We start from the raw sequence: 19,375 nt of genomic DNA on the forward strand, positions 1-19,375 counted from the left end.
GTGGGCCGAGCCGCATGGATGCGGCGAGAGCTGCCCCCCGCCATGGATGGCGGATGGCAGCGGGCCCACGGAGCGAGACCGGAGTGAAGGAACCCTGAGGAACGAAGGGCCAAACCGAGAGCAAGCACCCTTGGTTACTTGGGGTGCTTTTCCAAGTAACTCGCCGAAGGCGAAACTGTCTGCCCCTAGGCAGACGCTCTTGATCTTCGCAATTAAGGCTGCTCGCGTAGCCGGGGGATTACCGCTCTGGCAAAAACCGTCTAGAGTGACCGCAGTCTCCTTCAAGGCCTCGCCACTTGACCATTCGATCAAATGCAGCCCAGTTATCTGACGCCCAGTCCGGCGCCGAGGCGTTGAATGCCTTGTTGCAGGCCTGCGGGAAAGGGGATCGACTGGCGTTCGAGGCGATGTATCACGCCACGTCGGCCAGGCTGTTCGGTATCTGCCTGCACTATTCCGGCAATCGGGCCGAGGCTGAAGAGGTCCTGCAAGAGGTGTACATCATGGCATGGCTGAAGGCCTCTCGCTTCGATCCGCAACTGGCCAGCGCCATGACCTGGCTGGCGACCATGGCGCGCAACAAGGCCATTGACCGGCGCAGGGCCCGTCGCCCTCACGACCCTCTCGAAACCCTCCCCGAATTATCCACGCAGGACTCCATCCCGGACTCTCTCGAACGCGAGCAGGAGGGCAGCCAGTTGGACCGCTGCCTGGAAACCCTCGAAGAAGCGCAGCAACGCTATATCCGCGTCGCGTTCTTCGAGGGTTACTCGTACGCCGAGCTCGCCGAGCGCCACGGCATTGCGCTGGGGACGATGAAAAGCTGGATTCGTCGCGGGTTGCTTCGACTGCGCTTGTGCCTTGGCCTATGAACGAGCATCCCCTCCCTCCCGACGAGACCCCGGACCTGCTGATCGCGGAGTACGCCCTTGGCGTGCTCGACCGCCAAGAGCGTGATCGGGTGGAGACGATGATTGCGCGGGAGCCTCGCCATCAACGCGCGATGGAGCAGTGGCAGGCGCACTTCGCCGAGTGGCTGGGTCAATTACCCGCGTCCAGCCCTCCGGCGGCTACCTGGCGCAGGATTGAGCAGCGATTGTTTGCGGGAGCCAGTCATCCGCCGTCACGGGCGTCAGGCTGGTGGAACAACCTCGGGCTCTGGCGCTGGACGACCGCCGCGCTGGCTGCCGGGTTGCTGGCGTCTGTGCTGACCCTTCAGCAGCCTGTTTCGGCGCCAGCATCAGGGCCTGCACTGCTGGCGCGTCTGGATCAAAGCAGCGGCGATACGCTGTTTGCCGCCACGATCAACCCTGACCGGCGCAGCGTGCTGTTCGTCAACACGCACCACAATGACTGGCCAGGCAAGAGTGCCGAAGCCTGGGTGATCGCCGCCGATGGCAAGCCCCGATCGCTGGGTGTGCTGCCGGCCAATGCTTCGGCAACGCTTAACGTAACGCCGCAACTGGCTGACCTGCTCGCCAGCGGCGCAGTGCTGGCGGTCACCCTTGAGCCGTTGAACGGGTCTCCGAACGGGCAGCCCACCGGACCGGTCGTCGCCCAGGGAAAAATATTTTCACTTTGATGCATCCGTTTCGGAAGCTGCTTCGTATCTCTCTCACCTTCATCCGAAGGACCTAAGAATCTGGGAGAAGTACCATGTTGACCATTGCCAAACGCATTGCCGCTGCCTCCTTCGCTGCCCTCTGCCTCGCTGCATCGCCTGGTTTTGCCGCCGACACCGTTATGGTCGGTGGCGCCGCCATGTACCCGACCAAGACCATCGTCGAGAACGCCGTCAACTCCAAGGACCACACCACCCTGGTGGCGGCGGTCAAAGCTGCAGGTCTGGTGGACACACTGAACAGCAAAGGCCCGTTCACCGTGTTCGCTCCCACCAACGAAGCCTTCGCCAAACTGCCTGCCGGTACCGTCGATACCCTGGTCAAGCCTGAGAACAAAGCGGACCTGACCAAAATTCTGACGTACCACGTCGTCGCCGGTACCCACACCGCCAAACAATTGATGGCGGACGCCAAAATGAACGGCGGCAAGGTGATGCTGAAAACCGTACAGGGCGAATCCCTCACCGTGATGCCCCATGACGGCAAGCTGTGGGTGATGGACGCCAAAGGCGGCAAGAGCGCGGTTAGCATCGCTGACGTGATGCAGTCCAATGGTGTCATCCACGTGGTCGACTCGGTGCTGATGCCGTAACCGCTGGCGTAAACGCTGCTATACCCGGTGGACAGCCCTGTCCACCGGGTCCAGGGCCTGACCTGGCGATGGACTTCATGTCGCGCAACGGACCCCCTCTGCTCACCTTCCCGTACCGTCGCTATTCCCCGCCCACATTTATTTTCAAATCCCTGCATCCAGTTCGTTCTCCCCCGGGTAGTACAAGCAGTAGCGATGGCTGCTGACCTGTTTATCTAATGGAGAGATGGCATGAACGCTAAAAAATTACTGGGTTCGTTCGGTGTTTCATTGGCAGCCACTTGCCTGCTGGCCACGGCGCCGGGCGCGTATGCGCAGATGGCGTTGCCTGACGCGGTCAAGGTTCCGGACGGTCACAAGATCGCGATGGAGACGGTGGGCGTGGGCGAGATCACCTATGAGTGCCGCGACAAGCCCAACGCTGCCGGCCAGACCGAGTGGACATTCGTCGGCCCGAAAGCGGTATTGAATGACCGCAGCGGCAAGCAGGTCGGCACGTACTTCGGGCCACCGGCGACGTGGCAGGCCGCTGACGGTTCGAAGATCACCGGTACCCAGCTCGCCGTGGCCCCCGCCGGGACGGGCGATATTCCGTATCAGCTGGTGAAAGCCAACCCTGCGGAAGGCAAGGGCGCGATGAGCAACGTCAGCTACATCCAGCGCGTGGCGACCAAAGGCGGTGTCGCGCCGAAGATGGAGTGTTCGATGGCGACCAAGGGCAAGCAGGAAATCGTGAAATATCAGGCGGACTATATTTTCTGGGCGGCCAAGTAGACCAACGTCCCACGTCATGCCGCGCCGCTGACGCACAAAGTCATCTACGCTGCACCGACGTCACCCCGGCCTTTGGGTCGGGGTATTTCTTTTCGTTGGCGGTTGAACATTTTGTCCCTACCTGAAGACTGTTTTGACTACGAAGCCTGTCTGGCTGCCTGCGCTCGAGGTGAGCGGCGGGCCTTGCACGACCTCTACACCCAGGAAAGCGCACGTCTGCTTGGCGTCGCCAAGCGGATCGTCCGCGGCGACGCACTGGCCGAGGACATCGTGCACGACGCCTTCATTAAAATCTGGACCCGCGCCGGCAGTTACGATCCGGCGCGAGGCACCGCCCGTGGCTGGATCTTCAGCGTGACGCGGCACTTGGCGCTGAATTTCATGCGTGACAACGCGCAGACAGTCCAGGTGAGCGAGCAGAGCGAAAACGCGGTGCTGGCCGAGGCTGCAATGGACGTTGCGACCGAAGTCGACCGTTTTGAATACAGCGCCCGCTCGGGGCGTATCTACGGGTGCCTGGAGCAACTGGAACCGGCGCGGCGCCACTGCATTCTTCATGCGTACGTCGACGGCTACTCGCACGCGGAGATCTCGCAGAAAGTGGGCGCGCCGCTGGGCACGGTGAAAGCCTGGATCAAACGCAGTCTGGTGGCATTGCGGGAGTGCATGGGATGACAGGCTATCCGTCAAACGACAGCGCCGATGAAATGGACGTACTGGCCAGCGAGTACGTGTTGGGCACACTGCCGGCCGAGCAACGACTCGACGTCCAGAACCGCCTCGCCACGGACGCCGCTTTGCGCGCAGCAGTGGACGCTTGGGAAGGGCGCCTGCTGGCGTTGACCGAACTCGCCGAGCCACAGACCCCAAGTCCGCGGCTGTGGGGACGGATCGAACGCAGCGTCAGCAGCCACGACCGCCGGACTCCCGTCAAGGCTGCGGCCGGGAAGTCGCACTCATGGTGGGATCTCCTGCCACTGTGGCGCGGATTGGCCGGCGCAGGACTGGTTGCGACCCTGTTGCTGGGCTCGCTGCTGTTGACCCAAACCGCCCCGGTGAACCCCACGACGTATCTGGTGGTGCTGGTCGCCCCACAAAACCAGGCCCCCGGCTGGGTCATTCAGGCCAACAACCCTGAAGAAATCCAGCTGATACCCCTGGGCGCCACCCCAGTCCCCACCGACAAGGCCCTCCAGTTCTGGACCAAGGCTGACGGCTGGCAGGGGCCTGTGTCCCTGGGCCTGGTCAAACCCGGCCAGACCCTCTCCGTACCGGTGAGCAAACTGCCACCGTTGCAGCCCAACCAACTCTTCGAACTCACCCTCGAAAACCCCAACGGCTCCCCGACCGGCAAGCCTACCGGGCCGATTCAGTTCATTGGGCGCGCCGTGAAAGTGATCTGAACGCACTGGCCAATGAGCGTCTCCCGTTCGGTCGGAGGACGCGGAGCGTCGAGGTCGGCATTCCCACGCAGAGCGTGGGAACGATCAGCCACAGGCCTTAGGCGCGATGCCAGATTTGCAGTGTCGCACCTGACGCCTTCCCGGCTAAAGCCGGTCCCACAAAAAGCAGCGCGTGCATTCAGTGAAATGGGTGCTGGTCACACAGGCCTCTTCACGGCTAAAGCCAGTCCTACAAGGGCACCGCGTGCAGTCAGTGGGACCGGCTTTAGCCGGGAAGGTTTTGACCTGCTTTTGATCTTGATCTTCATGCGCAAAAATTCCAGACACCACAAATCGCGACTTGGGTGCAGGCCGAACGCAGACGACGCGCAGTGAGCCGAGCCGCAGGGATGCGGCGAGAGCGCCGTCAGGACATGGATGTCCGTTCGGCGCGGGCCCACGGAGCGTCGTCGGAGTGAGGGAATCCCGACGGAGGAGGGACCTAGCCAGGAGCAGGCACCCTTGGTTACTTGGGGTGCTTTTCCAAGTAACTCGCCGAAGGCGAAACATCTGCCCCCAGGCAGATTCCATCAATAGACCAGACACTGCATTTCTGTCGCCAGCCACAATTCTGAATGCTGGCACTCTGATATTTTCACCCAATCCCAAATGTTGGACCCCTTCTTGCAATAACCCCGATACAACGCTTCGGCGTCAAAAGATTGATTTAACGCGCAGGTGCCCATCAGTGGAACGCTCTCAGATAATCTCCCACGCCAGAACCGGATTGATCGGCCTGGGCCGTGGCCAGCTCGGCGTACCGCTGCTGCTCCTCGTCATGCTCGCCATGATGATGCTGCCCATGCCGCCGTTCCTTCTGGACGTCTTCTTCACCTTCAACATCGCCCTGTCCATCGTCGTCCTGCTCGTCTGTATCTACGCCCTGCGGCCCCTCGACTTCTCCGTCTTCCCGACCATCCTCCTCGTCGCCACCCTGTTGCGACTGGCCCTCAACGTCGCCTCCACCCGCGTCGTCATGCTCCACGGCCAGGACGGCCATGCCGCCGCCGGTAAAGTCATCCAGGCGTTCGGTGAAGTCGTCATCGGCGGCAACTACGTCGTCGGTGTCGTCGTCTTCGCTATCCTCATGATCATCAACTTCGTCGTGGTAACCAAAGGTGCCGGCCGCATCTCCGAGGTGAGCGCGCGTTTCACCCTCGACGCCATGCCCGGCAAACAAATGGCCATCGACGCCGACCTCAACGCCGGCCTCATCGACCAGCCCGAAGCCAAACGCCGTCGCCTTGAAGTCGCCCAGGAAGCCGAGTTCTACGGCTCCATGGACGGTGCCAGCAAGTTCGTCCGCGGTGACGCCATCGCCGGCCTGCTGATCCTCTTCATCAACCTCATCGGCGGCGTACTGGTCGGGGTCCTGCAGCACAGCATGAGCTTTGGCGACGCCGCCAAGGTCTACGCGCTATTGACCATCGGTGACGGTTTGGTGGCGCAATTGCCATCACTGCTGCTGTCCACCGCGGCCGCGATCATGGTGACCCGTGCGTCCGGTTCGGAAGAAATGGGCAAACTGGTGGGCCGCCAGATGTTTGCCTCCCACAAGGCGCTCGCGGTATCGGCCGGGATCATGATTGTCATGGGCCTGGTCCCGGGCATGCCGCACTTCTCCTTCATCAGCCTCGGTCTGGTGGCTGCCGGTGGCGCCTACCTGCTGTGGAAGAAACAGACCCAGGTCAAGCTGGCCGCCGTGCAGGAGGTCAAGCGTCAGCAAGAGCTGCTGCCATCGCCGACCCGCGCACAGGAATCCAAGGAACTGGGCTGGGACGACGTCACTCCGATCGACATGATCGGCCTGGAAGTGGGCTACCGCCTGATTCCGCTGGTGGACCGCAACCAGGGTGGTCAACTGCTGGCGCGGATCAAGGGCGTGCGCAAGAAGCTCTCCCAGGAGTTGGGCTTCCTCATGCCGACCGTGCACATCCGCGACAACCTCGACCTTGCGCCCAGCGCCTACCGCCTGACGCTGATGGGCGTGACTCTGGCCGAAGCCGAGATCTACCCCGACCGCGAACTGGCCATCAACCCCGGCCAGGTATTTGGCAGCCTCAACGGCATCACTGCCAAAGACCCGGCGTTTGGTCTGGAGGCCGTGTGGATCGAAATCAGCCAGCGCGCCCAGGCGCAATCCCTCGGGTACACCGTGGTAGACGCCAGCACCGTGGTGGCGACCCACTTGAACCAGATTCTCTACAAGCACTCTCATGAACTGATCGGCCACGAGGAAGTCCAGCAATTGATGACCCTGCTGGCCAAGGGATCGCCAAAACTGGCGGAAGAACTGGTCCCGGGCGTGCTGTCGCTGTCGGCCCTGCTGAAGGTGCTGCAGGCGCTGCTCGCCGAACAGGTGCCGGTTCGCGATATCCGCTCCATCGCCGAAGCCATCGCCAACAACGCTGCGCGTAGTCAAGATACTGCCGCGCTGGTGGCTGCCGTACGGGTCGGATTGTCCCGCGCAATCGTCCAAAGCATTGTCGGCATTGAGCCGGAGCTGCCTGTGATCACCCTTGAGCCAAGGTTGGAACAGATATTGCTAAATAGTCTGCAGAAGGCAGGTCAGGGTCAGGAAGAAGGCGTTCTCCTCGAACCGAGCATGGCTGAGAAACTTCAGCGCTCGTTGATCGAAGCGGCGCAGCGTCAGGAGATGCAGGGGCAGCCGGTTATTTTGTTGGTCGCAGGTCCGGTTCGCGCCATGTTGTCCCGCTTTGGACGGTTGGCTGTACCGAATATGCATGTTTTGGCTTACCAGGAAATTCCTGACAATAAGCAAGTCACCATCGTAGCGACTGTCGGGCCTAACGGCTGAGGTAGTGAGTCATGCAAGTTAAGCGTTTTTTCGCCGCCGATATGCGACAAGCCATGAAACTGGTTCGCGATGAGCTGGGCGCTGAAGCCGCCATCATCGGGAACCGGCGGATCGCCGGCGGCGTGGAACTGACCGCCGCCCTGGATTACAAGCTGTCTGCGCTGGCCCCGCGTGTGCCGAACATCGAACTCGAAGAAGAGCTGCGCAAGACCCAGTCGCGCATCGTCACCGCTCAGGCTGAGCTGACCCACCGCAGCGAGCTGGACACTGTCGCCAATCGCCAGTTGTTCGTTGGCCTGGCGATGGATGACAGCAAGCAGATCGAGCCAACGCTGGAAGAACCGTTCCGCCCGTCGATCCACGCCGCTGTGGCCGCCGAGCGTGCAGAACGCAACGCCGAGCCTGCTGTTGGCGACCGCGCCTACGAAGCGATGCGCTCCGAATTGAACGGCCTGCGCGAACTGCTGGAAGTCCAGCTGGGCTCGCTGGCCTGGAATCAACTGCAAGGCAGCCGTCCGCAGCAGGCCAATCTGTGGCGCCGTCTGCAACGTGTTGGCCTCTCCGGCCCGCTGTCCCGCGATCTGCTGGCGATGGTCCCGGAATCCGGCGATCAGGCCCACACCTGGCGCATGCTGCTGGCCCATCTGGCCCGCATGATTGCCACGCCGGACGTCGAGCCACTGGAAGAGGGCGGTGTGATTGCCATGGTCGGTCCTGCCGGCATGGGCAAAACCACCACGCTGGCTAAACTGGCGGCCCGATATGTGTTGAAATACGGCGCGCAAAATATCGCGCTGGTGAGCATGGACAGTTTCCGCATTGGCGCCCAGGAACAGCTGAAGACGCTGGGCCGGATCCTCAATGTACCGGTCACCCACGTCGACCCGGGCCAGTCCCTGGCACAGGCGCTGGAGCCGCTGCTGCGCAAGCGCGTGGTGTTGATCGACACCGCCGGCCTGCAAGCCAGCGATCCGGCACTGCGTCTGCAACTGGAAACCCTCGCCGGACGTGGCATCAAGGCGCGCAACTACCTGGTGCTGGCGACAACCAGCCAGAAGCAGGTGCTGTCAGCGGCCTACCACAGTTACAAACGTTGCGGCCTGGCCGGGTGCATCCTGACCAAGCTCGACGAAACGGCCAGCCTGGGCGAAGTGCTCAGTCTGGCCGTGACACACGAACTGCCTGTGGCCTATCTCACCGATGGCCCACGGATACCGGATGATCTGCATTTGCCGCGTCGGCACCAATTGGTGAGCCGGGCTGTCAGCGTGCAGATGCAGGAGGAGCCTAGCGAGGAAGCGATGGCGGATATGTTTGCGGATCTTTATCACAGCACCGGCAAGCGCGCGGGCTAGGTAGAGAAAATGACAGTGGAATTTTCCTGCATCGATGGTCTGCCAGGCATTGTTCAGGCACTGAACGTGCAGCCCGACATGTGGCTTAGGTCTAAGCAAGACAAGGTAAACAATTAACATGGGCAGCATGCATCCCGTACAGGTTATCGCGGTGACCGGTGGCAAAGGTGGCGTAGGCAAGACCAACGTTTCAGTGAATCTTTCACTGGCACTGGCCGAGCTGGGACGTCGCGTCATGTTGCTGGACGCCGATCTGGGTCTGGCCAACGTCGACGTATTGTTGGGTCTGACCCCCAAACGCACCCTGGCTGACGTCATCGAAGGGCGGTGCGAGCTGCGCGATGTCCTGCTGCAGGGACCGGGCGGTGTGCGCATCGTGCCGGCGGCATCGGGCACCCAGAGCATGGTCCACCTGACCCCGGCGCAGCATGCCGGGCTGATTCAGGCGTTCAGTGACATCGGCGACAACCTCGATGTGCTGGTCATCGATACCGCCGCCGGCATCGGCGAGTCGGTGGTGAGCTTTGTCCGCGCCGCCCAGGAAGTGCTGCTGGTGGTGTGCGACGAGCCCACGTCGATCACCGACGCCTACGCCCTGATCAAATTGCTCAACCGCGATTACGGCATGAACCGCTTCCGCGTCCTGGCCAACATGGCCCAGAGCCCGCAGGAAGGGCGCAACCTCTTCGCCAAGCTGACCAAAGTCACCGACCGTTTTCTCGACGTGGCCCTGCAGTATGTGGGCGCCGTGCCGTACGACGAATGCGTACGCAAGGCCGTGCAGAAACAGCGCGCCGTGTACGAAGCGTTTCCGCGTTCCAAATGTGCCCTGGCGTTCAAGGCCATCGCGCAGAAAGTCGACACCTGGCCGCTGCCGGCGAACCCGCGCGGTCACCTGGAATTTTTCGTAGAACGCCTCGTGCATCACACCAGCGCAGGGCCCGTCTCATGACAGCAAGTGGCTATCGCATGTACAGCAAATCGTCCAAAGACTCCCAGTATGAGCTGATCGAGCGTTATGCCCCGCTGGTCAAACGAATCGCCTACCACTTGCTGGCGCGTCTGCCGGCCAGCGTGCAGGTCGAGGACTTGATCCAGGCGGGCATGATTGGCTTGCTCGAAGTCTCGACCAAATACGACTCCACCAAAGGGGCCAGCTTCGAGACGTACGCGGGTATTCGTATCCGTGGCGCAATGCTCGACGAAGTGCGCAAGGGGGACTGGGCACCGCGCTCGGTTCACCGCAACACGCGCATGGTCAGTGACGCGATTCGATCAATCGAAGCAAAAACCGGCCGTGACGCTAAAGATCACGAGGTTGCTGCCGAACTTGAAATGAGTCTCGACGATTACTACGGGATTTTGAACGATACCCTGGGCAGCCGCCTGTTCAGTTTCGACGACCTGTTGCAGGACGGCGAACACGAAGGGCTGCACGAGGACGGCGCGAGCCAGTCCCTCGAACCGTCGCGGGATCTGGAAGACGAGCGCTTTCAGGCTGCGCTGGCCGAGGCCATTGCCAACTTGCCCGAACGTGAACGCCTGGTGCTGTCGCTGTACTACGACGAAGAGCTGAACCTCAAGGAAATCGGTGAGGTCCTGGGTGTCAGCGAGTCGCGGGTCAGCCAGTTGCACAGCCAATGCGCGGCGCGGTTGCGCGGTCGTCTTGGCGAGTGGCGCGCACGTTCATGAATCAGGCGCAGGCCGAGAGGCCTGCGTGTTTTGCTTGTAAGACCGGCTGTGCAAGACGTTGAGCGGGAAGCAGAAGAGACACGGCAGGAGTCGGTCGAACCGGGTCGTAGATGATCCGGTTTCGCTGCGCTCGTCCCGGTCGATTTCAATCCCTCTTTCTGTTCGGAGCCGGTATTGATTGAACGCGCGTTCAGGTGCTGAACGCGTTAAAGACTGCTTGGAGGTCGAATTGGACAAGAACATGAAAATCCTCATCGTTGATGACTTCTCAACGATGCGGCGGATCATAAAAAACCTGTTGCGTGACCTTGGGTTCACCAACACGGCCGAAGCAGATGACGGACTCACCGCATTGCCGATGCTGCAAAGCGGCGCCTTTGACTTCCTCGTCACCGACTGGAACATGCCGGGCATGTCCGGCATTGACCTGTTGCGTCAGGTACGTGCCGACGAGCGTCTGCGCAGCCTGCCGGTGCTGATGGTCACTGCCGAAGCCAAGCGCGAGCAGATCATCGAAGCCGCTCAGGCCGGTGTGAACGGCTACGTGGTGAAGCCGTTCACTGCGCAAGTGCTCAAAGAGAAAATCGAAAAGATATTCGAGCGCGTCAATAGCTGATGTCCGCTGCGAGGGCGCTATGGATTCCAAAGATTCGACAATGGGTGACTTTGAGTCAACCCTGAAGAAACACGCACAAGAGCTGGTCGCGAGCCTTGAAAAAGGCAAGTTCGGCGACGCTGTGCAACTGATCCATGAGCTTAACCAGACCCGCGACCGCGGCCTGTATCAGGAAGTCGGCAAACTGACGCGCGAGCTGCACAGCGCGATCGTCAACTTCCAGATCGACCCGAACATGCCGCAGGCCGAGGAGGTCTCCCAGATCACCGACGCCACCGAACGGCTGTCGTACGTGGTCAGGCTGACCGAAAACGCGGCCAACCGGACCATGGACCTGGTGGAGCTGAGCACGCCGCTGATGCACGGGCTCACTGATGATGCCAAGTCGTTGAGCGCCGATTGGGGACGCTTCATGCGCCGCGAGATCAGCGCCGAAGAGTTTCGTGATCTGGCCCGCCGTGTCGATGTGTTCCTGACCCGCAGCGAGAAGGAGACCACCGAGGTCTCTGCGCATCTCAACGACATTCTGCTGGCGCAGGATTACCAGGACCTCACCGGTCAAGTGATCAAGCGCGTGACCACACTGGTCACGGAAGTCGAGCGCAACCTGCTCAAGCTGGTGCTCATGGCGAGCCAGGTGGACCGCTTCGCGGGCATCGAGCACGACCAGGAAGTGTTCCGTCAGCAAAAAGAACAAGAAAAACTTCACTCCAAGGGTGAAGGTCCGCAGATTCATGCCGATAAACGTGAAGACGTTGTATCCGGACAGGATGATGTTGACGATCTGCTATCCAGCCTCGGATTCTGATTCGGTCATTCTTATTCGGACTTCAGGTTTTCTGTGAAAGTGGCTGCTGGACCCGCGCGCCAATGCTTCGACGAAAGCAAGGCGCGCAGGCCGTCAGTGCAGCCTCCGGATCGGTTTGACGGTTAATTTTAGGAGCACCCCCCAATGAGCTTCGGCGCCGATGAAGAAATCCTTCAGGATTTTCTGGTAGAGGCCGGCGAGATTCTCGAGCTGTTGTCAGAGCAGTTGGTCGAGCTGGAAAGCCGGCCGGACGATGCGGACCTGCTCAATGCAATTTTTCGCGGTTTTCACACTGTAAAAGGGGGCGCCGGCTTCCTCCAGCTCAACGAGCTGGTTGAATGCTGTCACATCGCCGAGAACGTGTTCGACATCCTGCGCAAGGGTGAACGCCGCGTCGACTCGGAGCTCATGGACGTGGTGCTTGAAGCACTCGACACCGTCAACAGCATGTTCGGTCAGGTGCGCGAGCGTTCCAGCGTCACCCCGGCCACGCCTGAATTGCTGGCCGCGCTGTCTCGCCTGGCTGAGCCGGCATCGGCAGAAGAAATTGCGGCGGCACCGGTAGTTGAAGAACCGGTCGCTGAAGCACCGTCCGAAGACATCACAGACCTTGAATTCGAACAGCTTCTGGATTCGCTGAACGCCGTCAAGGCGCAAGCGGCAGGGGCGCCTGCGCCTGTTGCTGCTGCACCGGCACCCGTCGCCGCAGCACCGGCGGCCGCGGTTTCCGCTGCACCGGCCGGCACCGCGGCCAGCGATGAAATCACCGACGCCGAATTCGAATCACTCCTCGATCAGCTGCATGGCAAAGGCCAGTTCGCCGTCGATGCTGTGCAACCGCCTGCCGCTGTAACGCCGCCGGCCGCTGCGACGCCGTCTGCCGCACCGGCCAGTGACGAAATCACAGACGACGAATTCGAGTCGCTGCTGGATCAGTTGCACGGCAAAGGCTCTTTCTCGCCGGAGGCCGTTGGCGCTGCTGCACCTGCTGCTCCTGCTGCCGCTGCACCTGCCGCGCCGGTTGCGCCCGCCGCCCCGTCGAAAGCCGCTGCCTCGGACGAAATCACCGATAACGAATTCGAAGACTTGCTCGATCAGTTGCACGGCAAAGGCAAGTTTGAACCTGCGGTGGCTGCCGCAGCACCTGCCGCAGCACCTGCTGCACCGGCCAATAAGCCTGAGCCCGCCGCCAAAGCCGAACCGGCCAAAGCAGCGCCTGCTGCGGCGGCCCCGGCCAAAGCGGCTCCTGCTTCTGCTCCAGCCCCGGCCCGCGCTGCTGCTCCGGCGGCCAGTGAAAAGCCGCCGACCGAAGCGGAAACCACCGTGCGTGTCGACACCGCGCGGCTGGACGAAATCATGAACATGGTCGGCGAACTGGTGCTGGTGCGTAACCGCCTCGTGCGTCTGGGCGCCAACAGCGCCGACGAAGCCATGTCCAAGGCCGTCTCCAACCTGGACGTGGTCACCGCTGACCTGCAGACCGCGGTCATGAAGACCCGCATGCAGCCGATCAAGAAAGTGTTCGGTCGCTTCCCGCGACTGGTTCGCGATCTGGCGCGTCAGCTGAAGAAAGAAATCAGCCTTGAACTGGTGGGTGAAGAAACCGACCTGGACAAGAACCTTGTCGAAGCCCTGGCCGATCCGCTGGTCCACTTGGTGCGCAACGCGGTCGACCACGGTATCGAGTCGCCTGAAGAGCGCGAGGCGTCGGGCAAGCCCCGCAACGGTCGTGTGATTCTGGCGGCCGAACAGGAAGGCGATCACATCCTGCTGTCGATTTCCGATGACGGTAAAGGCATGGACCCTGCGGTCCTGCGTGCGATCGCGGTCAAGCGCGGCGTGATGGACAAGGACGCAGCGGATCGCCTCAGCGACACCGATTGCTACAACCTGATCTTCGCCCCGGGCTTCTCGACCAAGACCGAGATTTCCGATGTGTCCGGGCGTGGCGTAGGGATGGACGTGGTGAAAACCAAGATCGCCCAGCTCAACGGCTCGATCAGCATCGATTCCACCAAAGGCCTGGGTTCGAAGATCATCATCAAGGTGCCGCTGACCCTGGCGATCATGCCGACGCTGATGGTCATGCTCGGCAACCAGGCCTTCGCGTTCCCGCTGGTCAACGTCAACGAGATTTTCCACCTGGACCTGTCGACCACCAACGTCGTCGACGGTCAGGAAGTGGTCATCGTGCGCGACAAGGCGCTGCCACTGTTCTACCTCAAGCGCTGGCTGGTCAGCTCGGCCGCCCACGAGGAGCAACGCGAGGGTCACGTGGTAATCCTGTCGGTGGGCACGCAACGCATCGGCTTTGTCGTCGATCAGTTGGTGGGCCAGGAAGAAGTGGTGATCAAGCCGCTGGGCAAAATGCTGCAAGGCACGCCAGGCATGTCGGGGGCCACCATCACCGGTGACGGTCGTATCGCACTGATTCTCGATGTCCCGAGCATGCTCAAGCGCTATGCGGCACGACGGATGGGTTAAGCAGGATCGGCTTCGGCAGGGCGGCTTGCGATGTCTGTAGGGGCCTTGCGATGTTCTGTAGGACCGGCTTTAGCCGGGAAGGGGCCGGTGTGGACACCGTGAATTTTGCGGTGTGACAACTGACGTGTTCCCGGCTAAAGCCGGTCCCACTAACGGCATGCGGAGGGCGCCTTGCGAGGTTTTTCAGTGGGACCGGCTTCAGCCGGGAAGAGGGCAGGGTGAACACCCTTGATTTTTCGGTGTGATACCCGACGCTTTCCCGGCTAAAGCCGGTCCTGCAGGTATAGGTCCTACAGGTCCCGCGGGTCCTGTTTAACGCGCGAAAACCGGTCCCACTGGCCTGTCCCGCATCGCCAATGTGACCCAAGCTACGTGATTAAGGGCGCGCCGACCTTCAGGGTGGCGCGCGCTCTTTGGAGTGTTTATGGCAGTCAAGGTTCTCGTCGTGGACGATTCGGGTTTTTTCCGACGTCGTGTCTCGGAAATTCTCTCTTCGGATCCCACGATCCAGGTGGTCGGTACTGCCACCAATGGCAAGGAAGCCATTGAACAAGCCCTGGCCCTCAAGCCCGACGTGATCACCATGGACTACGAAATGCCGATGATGGATGGCATTACCGCGGTCCGTCACATCATGCAGCGTTGCCCGACCCCGGTGTTGATGTTCTCCTCCCTGACCCACGAAGGCGCCCGGGTCACTCTCGATGCGCTGGACGCCGGGGCGGTGGATTTCCTGCCGAAAAATTTCGAAGACATCTCGCGCAACCCCGAGAAAGTCAAACAGATGCTGTGCGAAAAAGTGCACAGCATCTCCCGCAGCAACCGTCGTTTCAGCGGTTATGGCAGCACGCCTTCTGCTACCTCGGCACCCGCGCCCTCTGCTGCGCCCGCTGCACCGCGCAGCACGTCTGCCGCACCAAGCCCCTCACGTCCGGCGCCAGCGCCAGCACGTTCGCCCGCTCCGGCGTCGCAGCATCATGCACCGGCGGCCTCTCACCACGCGCCAACCTCAGGTGCGCCCAAGCGCAAGGCCTACAAACTGGTGGCGATCGGCACGTCCACCGGTGGCCCGGTGGCCTTGCAGCGGGTGCTGACCCAACTGCCGGCCAACTTCCCGGCGCCCATCGTGCTGATCCAGCACATGCCGGCCGCCTTCACCAAGGCCTTCGCCGAACGCCTCGACAAGCTGTGCCGCATCAGCGTCAAGGAAGCCGAAGACGGCGACATCCTGCGTCCCGGTCTTGCACTGCTGGCCCCGGGTGGGAAGCAGATGATGGTTGATGGTCGCGGCGCGGTGAAAATCCTGCCGGGTGACGAGCGCCTGAACTACAAGCCCTGCGTGGACATCACTTTTGGCTCGGCGGCAAAATCCTACAGCGACAAAGTCCTCGCGGTCGTCCTCACCGGGATGGGCGCCGACGGCCGTGAAGGCGCGCGTCTGCTCAAGCAGAGCGGCAGCCAGATCTGGGCGCAGGACGAAGCCAGCTGCGTGATCTACGGCATGCCCATGGCGATCGTCAAAGCCGAACTGGCCGACGCCGTTTACAGCCTCGACGACATCGGGCGCCACTTGGTGGAGGCCTGCAGCTGATGGATGTCTTGACGCTCATAGGGATCATTCTGGCGTTCGTCGCGATCATTGGCGGCAACTTCCTCGAAGGCGGGCACCTGGGCGCATTGCTCAACGGCCCGGCTGCCTTGATCGTCCTTGGCGGTACGCTGGCGGCCTGCCTGCTGCAGACGCCCATGAGCGCGTTCAAGCGGGCGATGCAGATCTTCATCTGGATTCTGTTTCCGCCACGCATCGATCTGGCCGGCGGCATTGATCGCGTCGTGTCCTGGAGCCTCACCGCGCGCAAGGAGGGCCTGCTCGGACTTGAAGCCGTGGCGGACTCGGAACCCGATGCCTATTCGCGCAAAGGCCTGCAACTGCTGGTGGACGGCGCTGAGCCTGCGGCCATTCGCGGCATTCTGGAAGTGGATTTCATCACCCAGGAAAGCCGCGACATCCAGGCGGCAAAAGTCTACGAAAGCATGGGCGGCTACGCGCCAACCGTCGGCATCATCGGCGCGGTCATGGGCCTGATCCACGTAATGGGCAACCTCGCCGATCCCAATCAACTGGGCAGTGGCATTGCGGTGGCGTTCGTGGCGACCATTTATGGCGTTGCCTCCGCCAACCTGATTCTTCTGCCGGTGGCGAACAAGCTCAAGGCTGTGGCAATCCGCCAGTCGCGCTACCGGGAAATGCTCCTCGAAGGCCTGCTGTCGATTGCCGAAGGCGAGAACCCGCGCTCGATCGAACTGAAGCTGCAAGGCTTCATGGAGTGATGGACTGATGGCCCGCCGACGTCGCCAGGAAGAGCACGAAAATCACGAACGCTGGCTGGTGTCCTACGCGGACTTCATCACCTTGCTGTTCGCGTTTTTCGTGGTCATGTATTCCATCTCGTCGTTGAACGAAGGCAAATACAAGGTGCTGTCCGAAGCGCTGGTCGGGGTGTTCAACGAGCCCGAGCGCAGCGTCAAGCCGATCCCCATTGGCGAACAGAAACCGCAGACCGTCCGGCCTGCCGATCCGCTGGTTCAGGACAGCGAGCAGACCGACGCCGCGTTGGGCCAGGCCGCAGACGACCCGCTGAAATCCATTGCCGATGACGTCAATGCGGCGTTCGGCGACCTGATCGCTTCCAAGCAGATGACCGTGCGCGGCAACGAGCTGTGGATCGAGATCGAGCTTAATTCCAGCCTGCTGTTCGGCAGCGGCGACGCGATGCCGAGCAATCAGGCGTTTGACCTGATCGACAAGGTCGCGAAGATCATCAAGCCGTTCGACAACCCCGTTCACGTCGAAGGCTTCACCGATAACCAGCCGATCAACACCGGGCAGTTCCCGACCAACTGGGAGCTGTCGTCGGCGCGTTCATCGAGCATCGTGCGCATGCTGGCCATGGACGGGATCAACCCGGCGCGGCTGGCCTCGGTGGGCTATGGCGAGTTCCAGCCGCTGACCTCCAATGCCACCGCCGATGGCCGCGCGCGCAACCGTCGCGTGGTGCTGGTGATCTCGCGCAACCTGGACGTGCGCCGCAGCCTCACGGGCTCGGGCACCACGGCCAATGCAAAACCCGATGCTGCGCTGCGTCGTGCTGGCACACAAACTGCACCGGTCCCGGCCAAGCCGCCGCAAGGCGTCAAATCTTCGTCATCTGCCCCTTAAACCCGGTCGTCGCTTTGGTCGGGGGGAAAACGAGTACATGAGAGTCTGGGCAGTAGCCAATCAGAAAGGCGGGGTCGGCAAGACCACCACCTCCATCGCTTTAGCCGGCTTGCTGGCAGAGGCGGGCAAGCGCGTGGTCGTGGTGGACCTCGATCCCCATGGCTCGATGACCAGTTATTTCGGGCAAGATCCCGATACGCTGGAACACAGCAGCTTCGACCTGTTCCTCAACAAGGGCGTGGTGCCGGACGGTTTGCCGGGCCAGTTGCTGCTGCCGACCAGTGACAAACGCATTTCGCTGCTGCCGTCGAGCACCGCGCTGGCTACCCTCGAGCGCCAGTCGCCGGGGCAGAGCGGCCTGGGCCTGGTGATTGCCAGGAGCCTGGCGCAGCTATGGCAGGACTTCGATTACGCGATCATCGACAGCCCGCCGTTGCTGGGCGTGTTGATGGTCAACGCCCTGGCGGCGAGCCAGCAACTGGCGATCCCGGTGCAGACCGAATTCCTCGCGGTGAAGGGCCTGGAGCGCATGGTCAACACGCTGGCGATGATCAACCGCTCGCGCAAGGTGCCGCTGCCGTACACCATCGTGCCCACGCTGTTCGACCGCCGCACCCAGGCGTCGATGAGCACCCTCAAGCTGCTGCGCGACAGTTACCCGGAACACGTCTGGAATGCGTTCATTCCGGTGGACACGCGACTGCGCGATGCCAGCCGCGCGGGCGTGACGCCGTCACAGTTCGACAACAAGAGCCGTGGCGTGCTGGCCTACCGCGCGTTGCTCAAGCACATGCTCACCGAACAGCTTGTCGGGCAGGTGGCCTGAGTGGCCGCTGATCATTATTTGTCGAGCGGCGCGCCTGCACGCTCAAGTCCATCGGCTATGCAGCCGATATCTGTTTCAGGCGGTAATCGCATCACTACTTTTCGGGCTCCTGTATGAACCGCCCCCTGGACATCGCTTCACGACCACAACTGGCGCTGCAGAACTACCTGGACGCGTTGCTGTATGACGCGACCGAGGAGCTGCAGGTCGTCGAGTCTGTGGATGAATTTCAAGCGGCCGTGCTCGAAGAGCAGGCCCATGACGCACGCATGCGTTCCGCGGTAGCAGCGGCGGTTGCTGCGGCGCTGCCCCCTGCGTTGCCGGCGTCGCAGCCTGCTTCCATGGGCCGGCCTGCGCCGGTGTCGCTCGCTTATTCGGCGCAGCCTGAACCGGCTGCGGCACGGGTAATGGAACGGCCAGTGGCGTTGCCGCCGGTGATCCTGCCGCCGGTGTTTGAACCTGAGCCAGAACCGCAGGTTGAAGCGCCGGCGGTGGAAGAACCACCGGTGGCCCTGATCGAGCCGGTCGTCGACGTGCATCTGTCTGCCCAGCGCACACCGACGCCTCCGCCCACGGGTGACGAGCGCCCGGCCTGGGCGGCCGAGCCGTTCGAATGCCTGCTGTTCGACGTCGCCGGTCTGACTCTCGCGGTGCCGCTGGTGTGCCTGGGTTCGATTTACCCGCTGGCGGGCCATGATTTGACGCCGCTGTTCGGTCAGCCCGACTGGTTTCTCGGGATCCTGCCCAGCCAGGCCGGCAACCTGAAGGTGCTGGACACGGCGCGCTGGATCATGCCGGACCGCTACCGCGACGATTTCCGTCAGGGCCTGCAATACGTGATATCGGTTCAGGGCTATGAGTGGGGGCTGGCGGTGCATCAGGTCAGCCGCTCGTTGCGCCTGGACCCCAATGAAATCAAATGGCGCACCCATCGTGGTCAGCGGCCCTGGCTTGCCGGGACGGTGATCGAGCACATGTGTGCGTTGCTGGACGTTTCCGAGCTGGCCGAGCTGATTGCCAGTGGCGCGGTCAAGCAGATGAAGATGCATCAATAAACATCATCAGATCAACACAGGGCGGCGTAAGAAACGTCGACCGCACGGCACAACACGCAAGGGGTTAGGGG

The 19,375-nt window shown here is 61.9% G+C and carries 18 protein-coding genes; all 18 read left to right on the forward strand.

What is annotated here, in order from left to right:
* Positions 1-296: 296 nt before the first annotated feature.
* The 18 genes from ACQKEN_RS06760 (at position 297) to ACQKEN_RS06845 (ending at position 19,304) form a co-directional block, all read left to right on the forward strand.
* Positions 297-872 (forward strand): sigma-70 family RNA polymerase sigma factor, encoded by a 576-nt coding sequence (locus ACQKEN_RS06760; RefSeq protein WP_427684599.1) that lies wholly within the window; start codon positions 297-299, stop codon positions 870-872.
* Positions 869-1,582 (forward strand): anti-sigma factor, encoded by a 714-nt coding sequence (locus ACQKEN_RS06765; protein WP_427684601.1) that lies wholly within the window; start codon positions 869-871, stop codon positions 1,580-1,582. The genes ACQKEN_RS06760 and ACQKEN_RS06765 overlap by 4 nt, the downstream gene beginning before the upstream one ends.
* Positions 1,583-1,656: 74 nt before the next feature.
* Positions 1,657-2,214 (forward strand): fasciclin domain-containing protein, encoded by a 558-nt coding sequence (locus tag ACQKEN_RS06770; protein WP_133775885.1) that lies wholly within the window; start codon positions 1,657-1,659, stop codon positions 2,212-2,214.
* 231 nt (positions 2,215-2,445) lie between these two features.
* A complete protein-coding gene (locus tag ACQKEN_RS06775; RefSeq protein ID WP_427684603.1) occupies positions 2,446-2,988 on the forward strand; it encodes a DUF3455 domain-containing protein in 543 nt (180 codons plus the stop codon).
* Between the two features lie 111 nt (positions 2,989-3,099).
* On the forward strand, positions 3,100-3,663 hold the full coding sequence (locus tag ACQKEN_RS06780; RefSeq protein ID WP_427684605.1) for a sigma-70 family RNA polymerase sigma factor: 564 nt from the start codon (positions 3,100-3,102) through the stop codon (positions 3,661-3,663).
* Positions 3,660-4,391: an anti-sigma factor gene (locus ACQKEN_RS06785; protein ID WP_427684607.1), complete on the forward strand. Its 732-nt coding sequence runs from the start codon at positions 3,660-3,662 to the stop codon at positions 4,389-4,391. Before ACQKEN_RS06780 ends, ACQKEN_RS06785 begins: the two co-directional genes overlap by 4 nt.
* Positions 4,392-5,118: 727 nt before the next feature.
* Positions 5,119-7,248: a flagellar biosynthesis protein FlhA gene (gene flhA, locus ACQKEN_RS06790; RefSeq protein ID WP_427684609.1), complete on the forward strand. Its 2,130-nt coding sequence runs from the start codon at positions 5,119-5,121 to the stop codon at positions 7,246-7,248.
* Positions 7,249-7,259: 11 nt separating this feature from the next.
* Positions 7,260-8,603, forward strand: coding sequence for a flagellar biosynthesis protein FlhF (gene flhF / locus ACQKEN_RS06795; protein WP_074892898.1), 1,344 nt, complete (start codon positions 7,260-7,262; stop codon positions 8,601-8,603).
* 118 nt (positions 8,604-8,721) lie between these two features.
* Entirely contained in the window at positions 8,722-9,555 is an 834-nt protein-coding gene (gene fleN / locus ACQKEN_RS06800) for a flagellar synthesis regulator FleN (RefSeq protein ID WP_037011520.1), read from the forward strand.
* Positions 9,552-10,295: an RNA polymerase sigma factor FliA gene (gene fliA, locus ACQKEN_RS06805; protein WP_122536797.1), complete on the forward strand. Its 744-nt coding sequence runs from the start codon at positions 9,552-9,554 to the stop codon at positions 10,293-10,295. Before fleN ends, fliA begins: the two co-directional genes overlap by 4 nt.
* 241 nt (positions 10,296-10,536) lie before the next feature.
* Positions 10,537-10,911, forward strand: a complete 375-nt coding sequence (locus ACQKEN_RS06810; RefSeq protein ID WP_172612850.1) for a chemotaxis response regulator CheY — start codon at positions 10,537-10,539, stop codon at positions 10,909-10,911.
* A 19-nt stretch (positions 10,912-10,930) separates the two neighbouring features.
* Positions 10,931-11,719 carry a protein phosphatase CheZ gene (locus tag ACQKEN_RS06815; RefSeq protein ID WP_122536798.1) on the forward strand — a complete coding sequence of 263 codons (789 nt, stop codon included), beginning with the start codon at positions 10,931-10,933 and terminating at the stop codon, positions 11,717-11,719.
* A 144-nt stretch (positions 11,720-11,863) separates the two neighbouring features.
* The gene (locus ACQKEN_RS06820; RefSeq protein ID WP_427684613.1) at positions 11,864-14,203 is read left to right on the forward strand and encodes a chemotaxis protein CheA; all 2,340 of its coding nucleotides are present in this window, start codon (positions 11,864-11,866) and stop codon (positions 14,201-14,203) included.
* Between the two features lie 424 nt (positions 14,204-14,627).
* On the forward strand, positions 14,628-15,794 hold the full coding sequence (locus ACQKEN_RS06825) for a protein-glutamate methylesterase/protein-glutamine glutaminase (RefSeq protein WP_427684615.1): 1,167 nt from the start codon (positions 14,628-14,630) through the stop codon (positions 15,792-15,794).
* The gene (locus ACQKEN_RS06830; protein ID WP_133775877.1) at positions 15,794-16,534 is read left to right on the forward strand and encodes a flagellar motor protein; all 741 of its coding nucleotides are present in this window, start codon (positions 15,794-15,796) and stop codon (positions 16,532-16,534) included. The genes ACQKEN_RS06825 and ACQKEN_RS06830 overlap by 1 nt, the downstream gene beginning before the upstream one ends.
* Before the next feature lie 7 nt (positions 16,535-16,541).
* A complete protein-coding gene (gene motD / locus ACQKEN_RS06835; protein ID WP_369307588.1) occupies positions 16,542-17,423 on the forward strand; it encodes a flagellar motor protein MotD in 882 nt (293 codons plus the stop codon).
* A gap of 37 nt (positions 17,424-17,460) precedes the next feature.
* Positions 17,461-18,249 (forward strand): ParA family protein, encoded by a 789-nt coding sequence (locus ACQKEN_RS06840; protein WP_192174161.1) that lies wholly within the window; start codon positions 17,461-17,463, stop codon positions 18,247-18,249.
* Between the two features lie 113 nt (positions 18,250-18,362).
* Positions 18,363-19,304, forward strand: coding sequence for a chemotaxis protein CheW (locus ACQKEN_RS06845; RefSeq protein WP_427684618.1), 942 nt, complete (start codon positions 18,363-18,365; stop codon positions 19,302-19,304).
* The last annotated feature ends 71 nt before the right edge of the window (positions 19,305-19,375 follow it).

Origin of the sequence: Pseudomonas sp. NPDC078416 (assembly GCF_050268485.1) — a bacterium.
Taxonomy (GTDB): domain Bacteria; phylum Pseudomonadota; class Gammaproteobacteria; order Pseudomonadales; family Pseudomonadaceae; genus Aquipseudomonas.